Source organism: Paenibacillus typhae (assembly GCF_900099765.1).
GTDB lineage: Bacteria > Bacillota > Bacilli > Paenibacillales > Paenibacillaceae > Paenibacillus_AQ > Paenibacillus_AQ typhae.
The window spans coordinates 121,562-136,018 of the sequence record NZ_FNDX01000002.1; the positions used below are offsets into that span (position 1 = coordinate 121,562).

10 protein-coding genes are annotated in these 14,457 nt (G+C 44.9%); 7 read left to right on the top strand and 3 right to left on the bottom strand.

Features of this window, described 5'->3' with window-relative positions; all coding sequences use genetic code 11:
* Positions 1–201 precede the first annotated feature (201 nt).
* A complete protein-coding gene (locus tag BLR64_RS02220) occupies positions 202–5,784 on the top strand; it encodes a sugar-binding protein (protein ID WP_090711791.1) in 5,583 nt (1,860 codons plus the stop codon).
* Positions 5,785–6,496: 712 nt separating this feature from the next.
* Here BLR64_RS02220 and BLR64_RS02225 read toward each other — a convergent pair.
* Both BLR64_RS02225 and BLR64_RS02230 read right to left on the bottom strand, forming a co-directional pair.
* Positions 6,497–7,588: a copper resistance D family protein gene (locus BLR64_RS02225; RefSeq protein ID WP_090711793.1), complete on the bottom strand. Its 1,092-nt coding sequence runs from the start codon at positions 7,586–7,588 to the stop codon at positions 6,497–6,499.
* Positions 7,585–8,166, bottom strand: coding sequence for a copper resistance CopC family protein (locus tag BLR64_RS02230; protein ID WP_090711796.1), 582 nt, complete (start codon positions 8,164–8,166; stop codon positions 7,585–7,587). The genes BLR64_RS02225 and BLR64_RS02230 overlap by 4 nt, the downstream gene beginning before the upstream one ends.
* A gap of 391 nt (positions 8,167–8,557) precedes the next feature.
* Between BLR64_RS02230 and BLR64_RS31180 the strand changes: the two genes are divergently transcribed.
* The gene (locus tag BLR64_RS31180) at positions 8,558–8,866 is read left to right on the top strand and encodes a class I SAM-dependent methyltransferase (protein ID WP_425262164.1); all 309 of its coding nucleotides are present in this window, start codon (positions 8,558–8,560) and stop codon (positions 8,864–8,866) included.
* Here BLR64_RS31180 and BLR64_RS30175 read toward each other — a convergent pair.
* Positions 8,770–9,207: a ZIP family metal transporter gene (locus tag BLR64_RS30175; RefSeq protein WP_167360574.1), complete on the bottom strand. Its 438-nt coding sequence runs from the start codon at positions 9,205–9,207 to the stop codon at positions 8,770–8,772. The two genes, BLR64_RS31180 and BLR64_RS30175, sit on opposite strands and share 97 nt — an antisense overlap.
* A 322-nt stretch (positions 9,208–9,529) precedes the next feature.
* On the opposite strand from BLR64_RS30175, the gene qoxA reads away from it, so the two are divergent.
* The 5 genes from qoxA to BLR64_RS02260 all read left to right on the top strand — a co-directional run bounded on the left by qoxA (position 9,530) and on the right by BLR64_RS02260 (position 14,384).
* Entirely contained in the window at positions 9,530–10,450 is a 921-nt protein-coding gene (gene qoxA / locus BLR64_RS02240; protein WP_090711800.1) for a cytochrome aa3 quinol oxidase subunit II, read from the top strand.
* A 36-nt stretch (positions 10,451–10,486) separates the two neighbouring features.
* Positions 10,487–12,430 carry a cytochrome aa3 quinol oxidase subunit I gene (qoxB, locus tag BLR64_RS02245; RefSeq protein WP_090711802.1) on the top strand — a complete coding sequence of 648 codons (1,944 nt, stop codon included), beginning with the start codon at positions 10,487–10,489 and terminating at the stop codon, positions 12,428–12,430.
* Complete coding sequence (locus tag BLR64_RS02250) at positions 12,427–13,023, top strand: cytochrome c oxidase subunit 3 (protein WP_090711804.1); 597 nt, start codon at positions 12,427–12,429, stop codon at positions 13,021–13,023. The genes qoxB and BLR64_RS02250 overlap by 4 nt, the downstream gene beginning before the upstream one ends.
* 2 nt (positions 13,024–13,025) lie before the next feature.
* Positions 13,026–13,310, top strand: coding sequence for a cytochrome aa3 quinol oxidase subunit IV (gene qoxD / locus BLR64_RS02255; RefSeq protein WP_090711806.1), 285 nt, complete (start codon positions 13,026–13,028; stop codon positions 13,308–13,310).
* Between the two features lie 183 nt (positions 13,311–13,493).
* Positions 13,494–14,384 (top strand): alpha/beta hydrolase, encoded by an 891-nt coding sequence (locus BLR64_RS02260; protein ID WP_090711809.1) that lies wholly within the window; start codon positions 13,494–13,496, stop codon positions 14,382–14,384.
* The last annotated feature ends 73 nt before the right edge of the window (positions 14,385–14,457 follow it).

Below are 14,457 nucleotides of genomic sequence, written 5' to 3' on the forward strand. Positions count from 1 at the left end.
GGAGGTGAATTAACAACAAATTTACGGAGGAGGCAGATTATGAAAGCGCTGTTACGACCCGCTGCGATGATGTAAGCGGTTGGAGCCTTGGTGTTTACGAAAGGTCCCGGTTTGTGGTCGGGTATATCAAATTGACAATGTGTCCGATTACGATGTGGGTAAGCCGTGGGCGCACCGGATCGAATAAAAGGAGGATTTTCAATGATGTCAAAACGATTTGGCAGAATGCTCGCGTTTCTCTGTTGCTTGCTAATGGTGGCGTCACTAATGCCTACCAGCTTTGCCGCCGCCACTGACAACACCGAGTATACAGAAGCACTTAATGGCGACAGCAGTTCTACAACGCTTACAAGCCTGCAGGCAAATGAAACGCCGACCGCCATTTTTGGAACTCCCGAACTCGGGTCAGACGACCCGCTGTGGGCCCTGACAATGGAGCATCTCATCAACAAAAGCACTGTGCCCGGCGACCCCAGACCCCATGCCACAGGCACAGCCAGGATCCTTTGGGACCAAGACTACCTGTATGCCCGTGTAGTTGTGGAGGACAGCAATCTATATCAGGGACCGGGCAATGATTACCAGTACGACAGCCTGGAGTTTTACCTCGGCGCTGGAACCCAAGGCGCAAATCAATGGCGCATCAGCGCGACGGGCGTGTTTTCAGGGCAGAGCGCTCCGGGCAGAGCTGCGTGGACTGAGATCACGGACACTGGATATATCGTGGAGATGAGAATACCTAAAAGAACCTTGAACTTGCAGGCAGGCCTGTTTACCTTTGAAGTTTATATCAATAACTCGACGGAAAAGGGCGGTGACCGCTATGAAGTCGTTTCGTGTTTCGGAACTCCGGACGCGGCTTATAACAGCGCTGCTTCTTTTACAAACGGCCTGAATCTCATTACCGCCAATGAAGCGGACGACAGATTTTCAATCACCGCCACGGCGGGATCAGGCGGACGAATAACGCCTAACGTACCCGGCGATGTTCTGAGAATAGCAAGCGGCTCAGACAAAACCTTAACGGTTACCCCCGATTACGGCAAAATTGTAGATACCGTAAAGGTAGACGGAGAGGACGCAACTCTATCCGATGATGGCACTTATACCTTTTCAAATGTTGTTGCTAACCATACCATTCAAGTGACATTCAAAAATGATTCGACCGCGAATTTGCTCCCCTTTATCGTGTGGAATGACAACTTTGCCCGTGGGGAGTACACGACGGCTGTCATCATCGACTTAGGCGAGGGGAAGGCGGCGGAAGGCTCCAAGCTTAATCCGGACTTATTTACCGTCTCGGCCAGGAACACGACCCTGAACGGCGACTCGGTAACCTTTGAAGGGACGCGCAAGATCACAAGGGTATACGCCAATGACGAACCGAAGGTACGCGGCTACCTGGGGACGGTAAGCCGTTCACCGGATTATCAGGATGGACTGGAACGCGGCCGTTACATCGTAGTTGAGTTTGAGTTTTATTCAGAGAGCGGCGGCAATATAACGCTGGATGGCAGCATGAACTCAACAAAACAGGTTTACAGCGTCGTCCAAAACGGCGAACTCGTACTGACTGAAGGGGATCCGCTTAACTACGTGGTTTTTGAACAGGAAAAAGTTGTGAATCCGATCCTTGACCAGTTTACAACACCTACAGGCAATTCGGTCAATCGCGCGGTCTATCTACACAAGGATGAAAACGGTGACGTGTCACGAGGATTGCCGCTGTATGTCTATACCCACGGCATGGGACGCGGCGGTACAAGCGCTGCGACTGACCAAAAAGCGGCCATGAAATCTGCCAACGGCGCTGTCGCTCTGATGAAGAAAATGGAACAAGATCCCGGGAAATACGCCAGCCATATACTGAATATAGCCTATAATGGCACGAGTACTCCATCCACAGCCAATGTTAAGAAGGTTATAGACGACCTGGTTGCCAGCGGCGCAGTAGATCCTAACCGTATTTACGCGGCGGGCTTCTCATGGGGCGGTCAGTATACGAACAGCTTAGTTAATGCTTATCCCGGCTTCTTCGCGTCCGCCGCACCTATGTCTCCGGTAAGCGGCTCACCGAACGCGAGCACCAACGACGCTCACACCGAACTGGCCTATTGGATGTTTATAAATGCTAATAACGTTGGAGTATACCAGACTAACCTCACTACCTTCATAAACACAAATATGCCGAAAATGGTCAACGCAAGGGCTTCGCGCTTTGAGAGCAATGAGGCTCTTACGTGGCCCTACAATCAATTTGATCAGCCGACTCAGAGGCCGAATCCGGCCAATACACCTGTCCTGGCTGATTATATAGCGCACGAGGTCGAAGCTGCGGTTCTTTACAACGAGATAACAATGGGGACCTGGAGCATAGCGCCAACAGCGCAGTCCGCTAACTTGCCCGCTTGGAACAATGACTACACTGACGTCTTTGATTGGATGTTCGCGCAGACCAAAGCAAACAATCGGCCTGTTGCCAGATACGGTTCACCTGTATTGGGTACAAACGACAAGCTGTGGGAACAAGCTGTGGAGTTTGACATAAACAACAGCAGCGCACCCGACCAGAAGATAGGCCCCAAGGCCACCGGCAAAGCCAAAGTGCTTTGGGACGAAGACTTCCTTTATGCACGCGTTGTGGTTACCGACCCGAATGTGTGCGTCGGCCACACGCCTGGCACTGAGCACATGACCGACAGCGTGGAATTTTATATCGGTGACGGAAGCAGAGGCTCAAACCAGTGGCGTATTGGCGCAAGCGGTATTTTCTCAGGTCAAGCCGCTGTGGGCCGCGAAGGTTCGGTTATACGAACGGACACCGGGTATATCGCCGAAGTGAAGATTCCTAGAAGAACCATTGAATTCACGAATAATTCTCCGATTACGTTTGATGTGTACATCAATAACTCAACTGGTGCGGGGAATGATCGTTATGAGGTTGTATCCGGTTTAGGCCAACCCGACGCGGGTTATGGCAGTTCTGACAGTTTCAAGAATAGCTTGCTGCTGTCTGGGGGCTCCATGGTGTCCAGGCACCCCGTTACCGCCACAGCAGGATTAAACGGCACAATCTCGCCATCCGGCTTGATTCGGGTAGCTGACGGCGGAAGCCAGACCTTTACATTCACTCCTGTCAGCGGTTATGTCGTGGATACCGTAACTGTAAATGGTGCGTCTGTAGAGATTACAAACAATACCTATACCTTGGAAAAAGTGAACACCGATGACAAGGTAATCCATGTTACATTCAAACCCGATCCGGCCGCAACGTTACTTAATTTTATCGTATACAACGATAACTTTGCCACCGGAGAATTTACCACAGCCGTTATCATCGATCTGGGCGCCGGAAATGAAGCTGTGGGTGCCGACCTCAGTTCAAACCTGTTTACAGTATCGGCGAGGAATACTCTGCTGAACGGTACTCCGGCATATCAAGGCACTCGTACTGTCAATAGAGTATACGTCAATGACGAACCTAGACCCAGAGGATATAAGGGTGTGAACAAGAACTCCCCTGATTATCAAGCTGGACTTACCAAAGGTCGCTACATCGTAGTAGAATTGGAATTCTGGACATTAACCGGCGGACAGTCCACTTTGGAGGCATCCAATTCCACCGTCCAGCATTACAACATTGTATATAGTGGCGATATCAAGCTTGACGGCAAGGCTGCCATTGTTAAGTCGTCTTTCGCACAGTCAGGTATCGTCAATGAAATCATTGATAAATTTGAAGTTGGTCCCAAAATTGACAACGCGGATGCGATGCAGTATGGACTCTATATTCATAAGGACGGCAACGGTGTCCCGGTAAAAGGGCTTCCCCTTTACATCTACGCTCACGGTTCTACCCGCGGCGGTACACAGGACGGGGATACCTTCGCGCCCATCAGGTCCGCCAACGGAGCAATCGCGCTTATGAAGAAAATGGAGACGAACTCCAAATACGCCAGTCATATAATCGCTTTGCGAGCTCAAAACAACGTTCAGGCAACAGCCGCTACCTTAAAGGCTTATATCGATGATCTGGTAAGCAAGGGACTTGTGGACCCCAACCGTATTTACATGGCAGGCTTCTCTATGGGATCCGCTTATACCAATACTTTCTTGACGACATATCCTGATCTGCTCGCGGCCGCGGCGCCTATGTCTTATCCACCTTCAATCAACGCGAAACAAGCCGAAACTCTTAAAAACTTTCCATACTGGTCATTCGTTAACACAACTGATTCTCCATCTATAAAAACAGGGGCGGAAACATTTATAGCGAATATAATGCCCCTATTGGAAAACGCTAGGCACACGTTTATCGACAGAAATGAGATATTCGTTTGGCCTTATGACCAATGGACAAAGGCGCAAGCACCTATTAATGGAACCAATTGGATTCCTTCCGGCCATGAGATGGAAGCTTCAGTTCTGTGGAACAATATTTCAGGCTACACGGATACTTTGTCCAATGTAGGTTCCGGCAAGGAGTGGAGCCTTAAACCTACGGCGCAATCCTCTAACTTGCCGACATGGAAAAATGACTACACTGACGTCTTTGATTGGATGTTTGAGCAGAGAAAAACGGACGTACCCGGTGCTCCGGGCAGTTTCAAGGCGACGGCGGGCGACGGACAGGTCACATTGAGTTGGACTGTTCCGGCAGACGATGGTGGCAGCGCGATATTGGGTTACAAGGTATGGTATGGTAACGTGACACCGGTCACACTAGATGCGAAGGCGACCCAATATACTTTCAAGGACCTGAAAAATGGCCAAAGCTACACCTTCAAGATCGTTGCGGTGACTGCGAAGGGCGACAGTGCGGAGACGAGTGCGACGGCGATACCGGCGACTTCCAATGTGCCCAACCTTCCTGGTGGCAACACCGGCAATACCGGCAGTACGGGCACCGGGACAGACATCGGATCATCGAAGCCGACCTACACAGTGAACACACCGAAGGATAAGCCCGCGGTTACGGACAAGAACGGCAACACCACGCTGCCCGGCGGTGGCGAGATTGCGACCAAGGGCGGGACGAAGATTGAGGTACCCGAAGGCACGACTATAGACTCAAACGGTAAGGTGACCATTCCGGCGGGCAAGAGCGCCAAAGTGACACTACACAGCGGAGCGAATGTCGGATTAGACAACGGCTTGTCGCTGAACATCCAAGGGGGTACGGAGTTTGTGTTCGATGATGACACCCCGCTGGGCTTCCTAGTGATGTCGGGCAATCCTTTCAGGGATGTCAACATGGACGACTGGTTCTACAGCTACGTAAACTCCGCCTACACATACGTTCTGTTCAACGGCACGACGTCCACGACGTTCTCACCGGGCACCTCAATGACGCGTGCGATGTACGTGCAGGCACTGGCCAATCTTGAGAACGTAAACCGCTCCGGCTACACGAGTTCCCGCTTTAGCGACGTGACAGACGGTCAGTGGTACTCGGCGGCTGTCGAGTGGGCGGCCGAAAGCGGCATAGTCCACGGTATAAACGCAGACCTGTTTGATCCCAATTCACCGATAACGCGCGAGCAGATGCTGGTGATGCTGTACAACTATATGAAGTACAAGGGCTATGTGATACCTGAAAGCCAATCTAAGTCCTTCGCGGACGAGAGTGAGATCAGCTCATGGGCGTTGAAGGCCGTTCAGGCACAGCGGGGCATCGGAATTGTATCAGGCAAGCCGGACAACTTCTTTGACCCCCAAGCCACCGCCACCCGCGCTGAAGTAGCTACTATCTTTATAAAGTTCATCGAATATCTGGCTAAGTAAAAGCGTAAACCGAAAAATGCGGACCCTTCCGGCTGGGCAATATCCAGCCGGAAGGGTCTCGTTCTATTTTACAAAGAAAATCTCCAGTCTGATGCTGCTAAAGGGAAGATCTACACGCTGCCGGTTTATAGCCATATTGCGAGTCTTTACGAGTCTTTATATGAATACGGAGCTGTTCCAAAAAGCCGGATTTCCGTTTCTTTTATCAAATGAACGAATGGAGGAAGCTTTTGCATCTAAGTGTGATGATAATTTAGTTGATTTTTCAGATCAATTATGGAAACAATTGGTATAATCAATTAAGGATCAATGAAGTATCCGTAATCAAATGGTTGTCAAAGGGTAGAAGTAAGGAGAGCCGCTATTTATTTTCACCAGATCAATGTGGCCTCAATATATTAACTGAAATTTCTCCTAAAATTGCAGCAGAGAATATCCCTGAAGGAAATCTACATAACATCAATATTTTCCATACTGTAGATCGTTACATAAGAAAGAAGTGTTAGAGAGATCAAAAAAATCCGCCGATGTCGGTAGACAAGAACATAGTCCCATAAGAGCCCGCGCCCAGCGCGGATTTTCTGTTTTAAGGGATCAAGTTCTTGTCTTTCGCTCTGGACAAGAACTTGATCCCTTTGCCGATATTGGACAAGAACATGGTACTATTGCCGATATTACCAAGAATATAATCGGGAAGCTATAAGAAAAAAATTTACCGAACCCCCATCATAATTGCGGTGTAAGCACTTCCTACAAATGAAATTCCAAACAGAACAGCTAATCCGCTGGTGTTAGATTTTTTATGAAACAATAGTACCGCTGAAAGAAGGAGTAACAACGAGACCATACCCAAAAAGATACTGTTCCCGTTAGAAATCCATTGGATAGTGGAATCCCGGGTTATCGTACCATCATAAAAACGTAAGAACAGTTTAGAGGGTTTATCGAATTGAATTACAGCTGCCAGATTTTCGGTTGGAGATTGTTGGCCCATAACGGCCATAGCTCCAAATACAAGTAATGCTATTATACTTTCAGTTCTTACCATTGGGATAGGATTAAAGTCAGAATCCTGTTTTAATTTCCTTTTCACCAGGACCCCGTTCATAAAAGCAAAAGTCAGTAAGGGTATGATTAATAGATGTTTGAACAGCAATGCCTGTCCATAGGATACTATCCAGGAATTCACATAATCAGGCACAAGCAAATTCATTAAGAAGAAGCCGGCACTGATCGTGAACACAAGACAAACTAGGGCAAGAGGGCTAAACCATTTTAAAAATGAGGACCAGTTGTTATGATTTGTAGAAAACCAGGACACGATGAACAGGGTACCTATCCATATACAGACTGATAAGAAATGAATTGCGTGTGGTACAAAGCCTTTTAGTTGATAGCTTGCTGTACAATGACTGGCCCAGGCAAATGCGAGGATTAATGCTAAGGTTAGAGCAGCGGTTACAAATTCCAAACTTGGCGTATTAACTGCTCTTTTAAAAGATTGAATAAATAGTAATAACGCGGTCAAACCAAGTGTAATTAACCAGGCATGCCCGATATTGAATTCAAATAGTACGGATCGAAAAATCATCCAGTAGTCGTTGTCAAAATCCTCTGCAAAGCTATTCACGATAGTTAATAGAGAGGAAAAGGATAAAACGGCTATTCCAATAATCGTGGAATTCAAAATCCAGTAAGGCACATCTATACTTGGCCGATGACCTTCAGGAATAAACACAAGGATCTGGTTTCCTACAACAATTGCAAAGCAGCAATATAAAATGAATTCCGAAAGATACATCATGTCCGCTTCCTCCAGATCCGGTTAGCAAGTATAGCGATAACAATTAATGAACACACGCCTATCCAAATAAACAGACTGCTTGAGCTTGAGCCAATATTGCTGATATTCAACGCTATTTGATCATCTTGCGGAATGGACGGTGATGGTTCTTGAGCCGGAGCTTCCTTTACTATAATCTCTTCTGTAAAAGACTTACCTGTTAAGGTTTCAGTTTCAGGTAGAATGGGTACAGCCATCTGAAAGCTAAAGCTTTGATTAATCACATGACCGTCTGCTCCTACTATTTTCCAGTCTATTTTGTAATTTCCGTTAGCAAGCGTTGTTGACAATGCTGCACTTAATACGTTCGCTTTAACTTCAATGGTATCAACATTAACTTTCTTTTCATTTTCATCAAATAGCGATAGGGTACTCAGTTTTTCAAGGTCTGTATTAAAGGTCAGCATAATTTCTTTCAATGGTTGTTCAATGACTTCATCTTGCTTTGGAAATGAACTTTTTAATTCAGTATGGGCTAGTGCTGTTGCGGGTACAAGGAAGAGTAAAAGTAAGATGAGAACAACTGCTTTTTTCATCATTTCATCCCCTTCAATTATGTATTCCGTAACACATTAACATATACTAATATTATAGGGAAGTGTTCACTCGTAGAAGTTCTGATAGCTCTTGCCGGTGCCTCAGGAGGAGCTGTATCCGGTATTGTCGTAGCTTATTCCAGTTATGGCTCCTTTCCTTTGCCGGAAGTGTTCTCTCGTTGCTGCTTATTCCTGTTCTATTTTGGGGACGGCGAATGAATTGATAGATACACATAGAATGAACCGGCTCTTTTGGAGTCGGTTCTTCATTTATTGGAATGAGCTATGGCCGAATATCAAGTTTTACTTTAAAATGAACACTAAATGCTCCGAGGGGAAGCGAATTTAAATGAACAACTCATGGAATCGAGTCGTATACAAATTGTGGGCTCCAATGTACGACTTCTTTTTTAATTCTGGTGCCTTTTTGAAAGCCCGAAAGAAGATATTCAGTGATCTACATGTAGAAACGGGACAAAATATTCTTTTTGTTGGAGTCGGAACTGGAGCGGATTTGCCCTTTATGATAAATAGAGGGGGAAATATCACAGGAATAGATTTATCCTCGGATATGCTCGATCAAGCAAAGAAGCTATATCCCTCAGCTCACATAAAATTCATCCAAATGGATGCACAGTCTGTTAAAAGAATTGAATTATTACTTGATACACTGCCCAGTGCAATACCTGCTGGTAGATTATGAAGAGCAACAGCTAGGGCAATCATCATACTTGAGCGCATCCCAGTGTTTTGCACTGCGGTGTTAGTTATAATGATGATTCGGTCGGCGAGTAGCTCGATCAATAGAAAGGCAATAACACCAACTCCAACTCCGAGGAAGGTTAGTAGGATTCCTCCGCTTTTGATGCTCTCAGGAATGAGACGGAGAATGATTTGATATAACAAAATACCTGATACAGAAAGCACCAGCATCGGAACAGCAGCCTCGTTTTTTTTCTTAAAGAGAAAGGCAAAAATTCCTCCAAGCCCAACGCTTAAAAAACTAATTCCAAAAACGGAAAAAACAATGAATAGCATCCCCATGATCAACACCCCTTTTAGAGTCCCTGATTCAAGTTTATTATTGAATGTATGTTCATATGTTAATTCAGTTAGCCAATGTGTATCTCATCATTGTTCTCATGTTCATATAATTCATCAGAACAGTAATTATTGTCACACTCCAATCTGCAATAGATAAATTCAGGTGTCTTTTGTGTGACTTTTGAGTGTCTGTTGTGTGAAAGTTGAGGGAGGAACATGAAATAAACACTACAATTCGTAGTATTTATTCTGTACAATAATGAAGTCAGCAGTGATCACTGGCAGATGGAAATTCTACAACCTGAAAGAAGGGTGGGTATAAATGAACCTACGCAGGATAATGATGGTTCTTATTTTTGCTTGTACAACTATATTGGCCGGTTGTCAGCCACTTAAAGTCCTGGATCCGAAAGGTCCCCAAGCGCGCACTACTGCTAATGTAATCTGGATATCTATTGGTACAATGGCTGTTGTTGTTCTTGTAGTAATTGCTATGTTTGCATATTTAATTATTAAATATCGTGCTTCTAAACAGGAGGAGGACTATGAACCACCGCATATTGAGGGAAGCCTCAAGCTCGAACTGATCTGGACTGCAATACCTGTTGTCATAGTAGCATTTCTGTCTGTAGTTACAATCATATCTACATTTAAGGTAGAAGATGTACCTGAAGGCTATAGTAAGGAGCCGTTGGTCATTTATGCCTCGTCATCCAACTGGAAATGGCACTTCAGTTATCCGAATGAAGATATAGAAACCGTTAATTATCTGTACATTCCTACCGATCGTCCAGTTCAATTTAAATTATATTCTTATGGGCCAATCTCGAGCTTCTGGATCCCTCAGCTTGGAGGCCAGAAATATGCTATGGCAGATATGGTCAACACACTGAATTTAGCCGCAGATGTTCCCGGAGAATATAGCGGACGTAATGCTAACTTTACTGGCGAAGGTTTTGCTGAACAGACTTTCAGTGTGAATGCTGTTTCTCCTCAAGAGTATACGGACTGGGTCGAAGAAGTGAAAACAACTGCTGACGTACTAACCAAGGAAAAGTTTGGTGAACTCTTGCAGCCTGGCCACCTTGGACAATCCACATTTAAGGGTACACACTTAACTTTTTCTCCACCTCCTGAAAATCATCAGATGGGAGAGAAGAGTACTGAAAAAATGGACACTGACATGAACGAAATGAATATGGGAGACATGGAGGATATGGACCACTCAAATATGAGCCAATAGCAACGAAAATAATATTTTTGAGAGGAGCAGATAGGCATGAATTTTTTTGACCGTTTCGCCGTACCCAATCCAAGTATAACAATTTATGCATCAATGATTGCTATCGCTCTTACGGTCATTGCCATTATAGCAGGATTAACCTACTTTAAAAAATGGCAGTATGTATGGAGTGAATGGTTGACAACTGTTGATCATAAGCGAATTGGCATAATGTATTTAATCTCGGCATTGATCATGCTTTTCCGCGGCGGGGCAGATGCCATTATGATGCGTGCCCAAACCGCTGTGCCGGATAATACGTTACTTGGCGCTAAAGAGTATAATGAAATTTTTACAACACATGGTGTAGTGATGATTATCTTTATGGCTATGGCCTTCATCATGGCCTTGATGAATTTTGCTATTCCGTTACAAATCGGCGCCCGGGATGTAGCCTTTCCGCGTCTAAACGCACTGAGCTACTGGTTATATTTTTTCGGAGCCATGCTATTCAATATATCGTTTGTGATCGGCGGTTCACCGGATTCCGGATGGTCTTCCTATTTCCCGCTTGCCGGCACGGATTTTAGCCAATCGGTAGGGACGAACTACTACATGCTTGCCCTGCAGATTTCCGGACTCGGAACATTACTAACTGGGATTAATTTTATCACCACCATCCTTAAAATGCGGGCACCAGGCATGACCTTGATGAAGATGCCGATGTTTGTCTGGTCTGCTCTGGTGACTAACTTCATTATTGTTTTTGCTTTTCCTGTACTTACTGTGGCACTTGCCATGGGAACGATGGACCGGTTATTTGGAACAAATTTCTTTACAACCGAAAATGGCGGTATGGATATGTTATGGGCAAACCTGTTCTGGGTTTGGGGGCATCCTGAAGTCTATATTCTGATCCTCCCTGCTTTTGGAATTTACAGTGAGATCATTTCAACCTTTGCCCGCAGAAATTTGTACGGCTATAAGTCTATGGTTATCTCTATGGTTGCGATCTCACTGTTATCCTTTCTGGTGTGGGTACATCACTTTTTCACCATGGGCCAAGGCGCTCTGGTCAACAGTATATTCTCGGTTACCACGATGGTTATTGCCGTCCCTACCGGAATCAAAATTTTCAACTGGCTGTTTACCCTGAGGAAAGGAAAAATTGAATTTACTGTACCTATGCTGTATACATTAGGATTCATCCCAATCTTTACTATCGGCGGTGTTACCGGCGTTATGCTGGCAATGGCAAGTGCAGACTATCAGTACCATAATACAATGTTTCTCGTTGCTCATTTTCACCTGGTCATCATACCTGGCGTTGTATTTGCTATGATTGCCGGGCTCACCTACTGGTGGCCCAAAATGTTTGGCTTTATGCTGAATGAGCGGATAGGAAAATGGGCGTTCTGGTTCATTGCCATCGGTGTATGCGTCACGTTCTTCCCGATGTTTATTTCCGGTCTTAACGGCCAGGCCCGCCGTATGTATACTTATTCCGAATCAACAGGTTTTGGTATATGGAACATGATTTCGTTTGTCGGAGCCTTAGGATTACTCGTCGGCTTTATTCTGATTGTGTATAACATTTATTACAGTACACGTTACTCTCCAAGAAATATCCCGGGAGATCCGTGGGATGCACGTTCCCTGGAATGGGCTACACCAACGCCAGTGCCGGAATACAACTTCGCCGTAATCCCGCATGTAGATTCATCTGAAGCATTTTGGGATTACAAGAAGAAGGGTTACCAGCTTTTCAGAGATCCAGTCCAGAGCATTCATATGCCTAATAATAGCGGACTGCCCATTATCATTGGTGCCGGCTTCTTTGTTTGGGGATTTGCTTTTGTATTCGGAATCTGGCCGGTTGTCATCCTTTCAACGCTTTTCATATTCGGATGTCTTGCATACAGGTCACTCGAGAAGGATCATGGTCATTATATTCCCGTTTCGGATATTGAAATCGATGAACAAGGAGGAAGCGTACAATGAAAATAGATCAGACGTTACCATTGGAATACAGCACCGAACAAAACCGTCTGAATATTTTAGGATTTTGGATCTTTCTTGGAGCAGAAATTGCCTTATTCGGGACTTTATTTGCCTCTTATTTTACACTTGTCAACCGGACTGGCTCCGGACCAACCGCTGCCGAGATATTCGAGATTATGCCGGTCATCATTGAAACGGTATTATTGTTAATCAGCAGCTTTACAATTGGCCTTGGTATTCATGCAATGCGTCTAGGGAGAAAACGGGCAATGCTCATCTTCTTCGGCAGTACCCTTTTACTTGGATTAAGCTTTTTGGCTGTAGAAATATATGATTTCATTGTATATATCCATGAAGGGGCTACGCTCCAGACCAGCGGCTTCACAGCGATTCTCTTTACGCTTCTGGGGACGCATGGCGCACATATTATCTTCGGATTGTTCTGGGGATTGCTAATCATGTATCAAATCATAAAAAATGGACTTACACCTGAAACAACCAATAAAGCATTTATTTTTTCACTGTATTGGCATTTTCTCGATGTGATATGGATATTTATATTCAGTTTTGTCTTTTTGAAAGGAATGATGTGAAGATGAGAGCGCTCTTTCCACTGAAGCAGGTTATGGGCTTGATATGCTCGCTGACGCTAACTGCAGCAGCTCTGACAGTGTATTTCTTTGATCTCTCCTTTGAAGCAGGCTCATCGGTATTGCTTATTACAGCATTTTTGCAAGCCATCATTCAATTAACGGTATTTATGCATGCAGGTGAGGGAGAAGACAAAAAAATCATCTATACCGGCATCTATTATGGTGCATTTGTTGCCTTGGTCACCGTATTTGGATCACTCCTAGCACTAGTATGGGGGTATTACTAATACCTGATAAGTAATGATTAGGCAGGCCGTAAGAAGTCATTTGGACAAATGATTTCTTATGGTTTTTTTACGTGGATGATGCAATCTATTGACGGTTTAAAGGCTAACGCATTATCATTAATAATTATATGATCAATTGTTCATATATACTTTTTGCATGATATGGGAAGGAGCGGTTTACTTATGAGACATTTGAAAGTTGTTGCTCATCATTCCGTGGAGTACGAAGAAGTGAGTATCCTTTCAAACAACGTACCGATTATATTGTCCCTTTGGAAAAGCAGGAAAGAGGACAACTGTATCATTTTCATCCCCGGAACAGCCACCCATCCATTGTTTTACGAGGCATATCTCCGCTTGCTTGCCGGAAACGGATTTAATGTCATCGGTGTTCATCCTGTCAGCCACGGAAAAAGCCCGCGAATTAAAAAGCTCTTCTCGTTTGAAGATATTATTCAAAATGGAAAAGATGCTATAACCTATGCCATAGCTCATTTTAACAGTAAGGTTATGGTTATGGGCTCCAGTCAAGGAGGAATCATTGCCATTGCATTAGCAGGACAAGACGATCGTATCCGGGCTGTTTTCCCGCACAATATCCTTATCCCGCAAGTGCCTGATTCTATTGAGGTAACCAGGTTCCCGGCATTCTTTCGTAAGAAATATACCTTAGCCGTCAAATGTATTAATCTTATGGCTAGGATAGTTCCGGGGCTTCCAATCCCTGTGAGTGTATACCTGGATTTGAACAAGGTTTCGGGAGATAAAAGAATCCTTCAGCAATTTTACAATGATCCATATGGATTGATGAGCTATCCGCTTTACTTCCTGTCCAGTCTGTTTAATGCTGACCTTAGTTCAATTCAGGATGGAAGCATAAAATGTCCGGTCATTGTTCTGGCTGCAAAAGGTGATCCGCTTTTTCCAGAGTCTTATACCCGTTTAGTGTTCAACATGATAAGGGCACCCTATAAGGAACTGTTGATGTTCGATGAAGATGTGCATCTTATCTTTAATGAACGCCTGCCTCAAGTGCTTGAGCCCATTGTAGATAAATTGAAGCTTTTTAAATAAGCCAGGGTCATTGAATCAGATTCAAAATCTGGAATTTGACATTTACTCTGCACAAATATTAAACTACAATTTG

Bases quoted from the DNA above. Each gene is read 5' to 3' on its own strand.
- BLR64_RS02220 (WP_090711791.1), top strand. From the start codon at position 202: ATGATGTCAAAACGATTTGGCAGAATGCTCGCGTTTCTCTGTTGCTTG.
- BLR64_RS02225 (WP_090711793.1), bottom strand. From the start codon at position 7,588: ATGATGTATCTTTCGGAATTCATTTTATATTGCTGCTTTGCAATTGTT.
- BLR64_RS02230 (WP_090711796.1), bottom strand. From the start codon at position 8,166: ATGATGAAAAAAGCAGTTGTTCTCATCTTACTTTTACTCTTCCTTGTA.
- BLR64_RS31180 (WP_425262164.1), top strand. From the start codon at position 8,558: ATGTACGACTTCTTTTTTAATTCTGGTGCCTTTTTGAAAGCCCGAAAG.
- BLR64_RS30175 (WP_167360574.1), bottom strand. From the start codon at position 9,207: ATGGGGATGCTATTCATTGTTTTTTCCGTTTTTGGAATTAGTTTTTTA.
- qoxA (WP_090711800.1), top strand. From the start codon at position 9,530: ATGAACCTACGCAGGATAATGATGGTTCTTATTTTTGCTTGTACAACT.
- qoxB (WP_090711802.1), top strand. From the start codon at position 10,487: ATGAATTTTTTTGACCGTTTCGCCGTACCCAATCCAAGTATAACAATT.
- BLR64_RS02250 (WP_090711804.1), top strand. From the start codon at position 12,427: ATGAAAATAGATCAGACGTTACCATTGGAATACAGCACCGAACAAAAC.
- qoxD (WP_090711806.1), top strand. From the start codon at position 13,026: ATGAGAGCGCTCTTTCCACTGAAGCAGGTTATGGGCTTGATATGCTCG.
- BLR64_RS02260 (WP_090711809.1), top strand. From the start codon at position 13,494: ATGAGACATTTGAAAGTTGTTGCTCATCATTCCGTGGAGTACGAAGAA.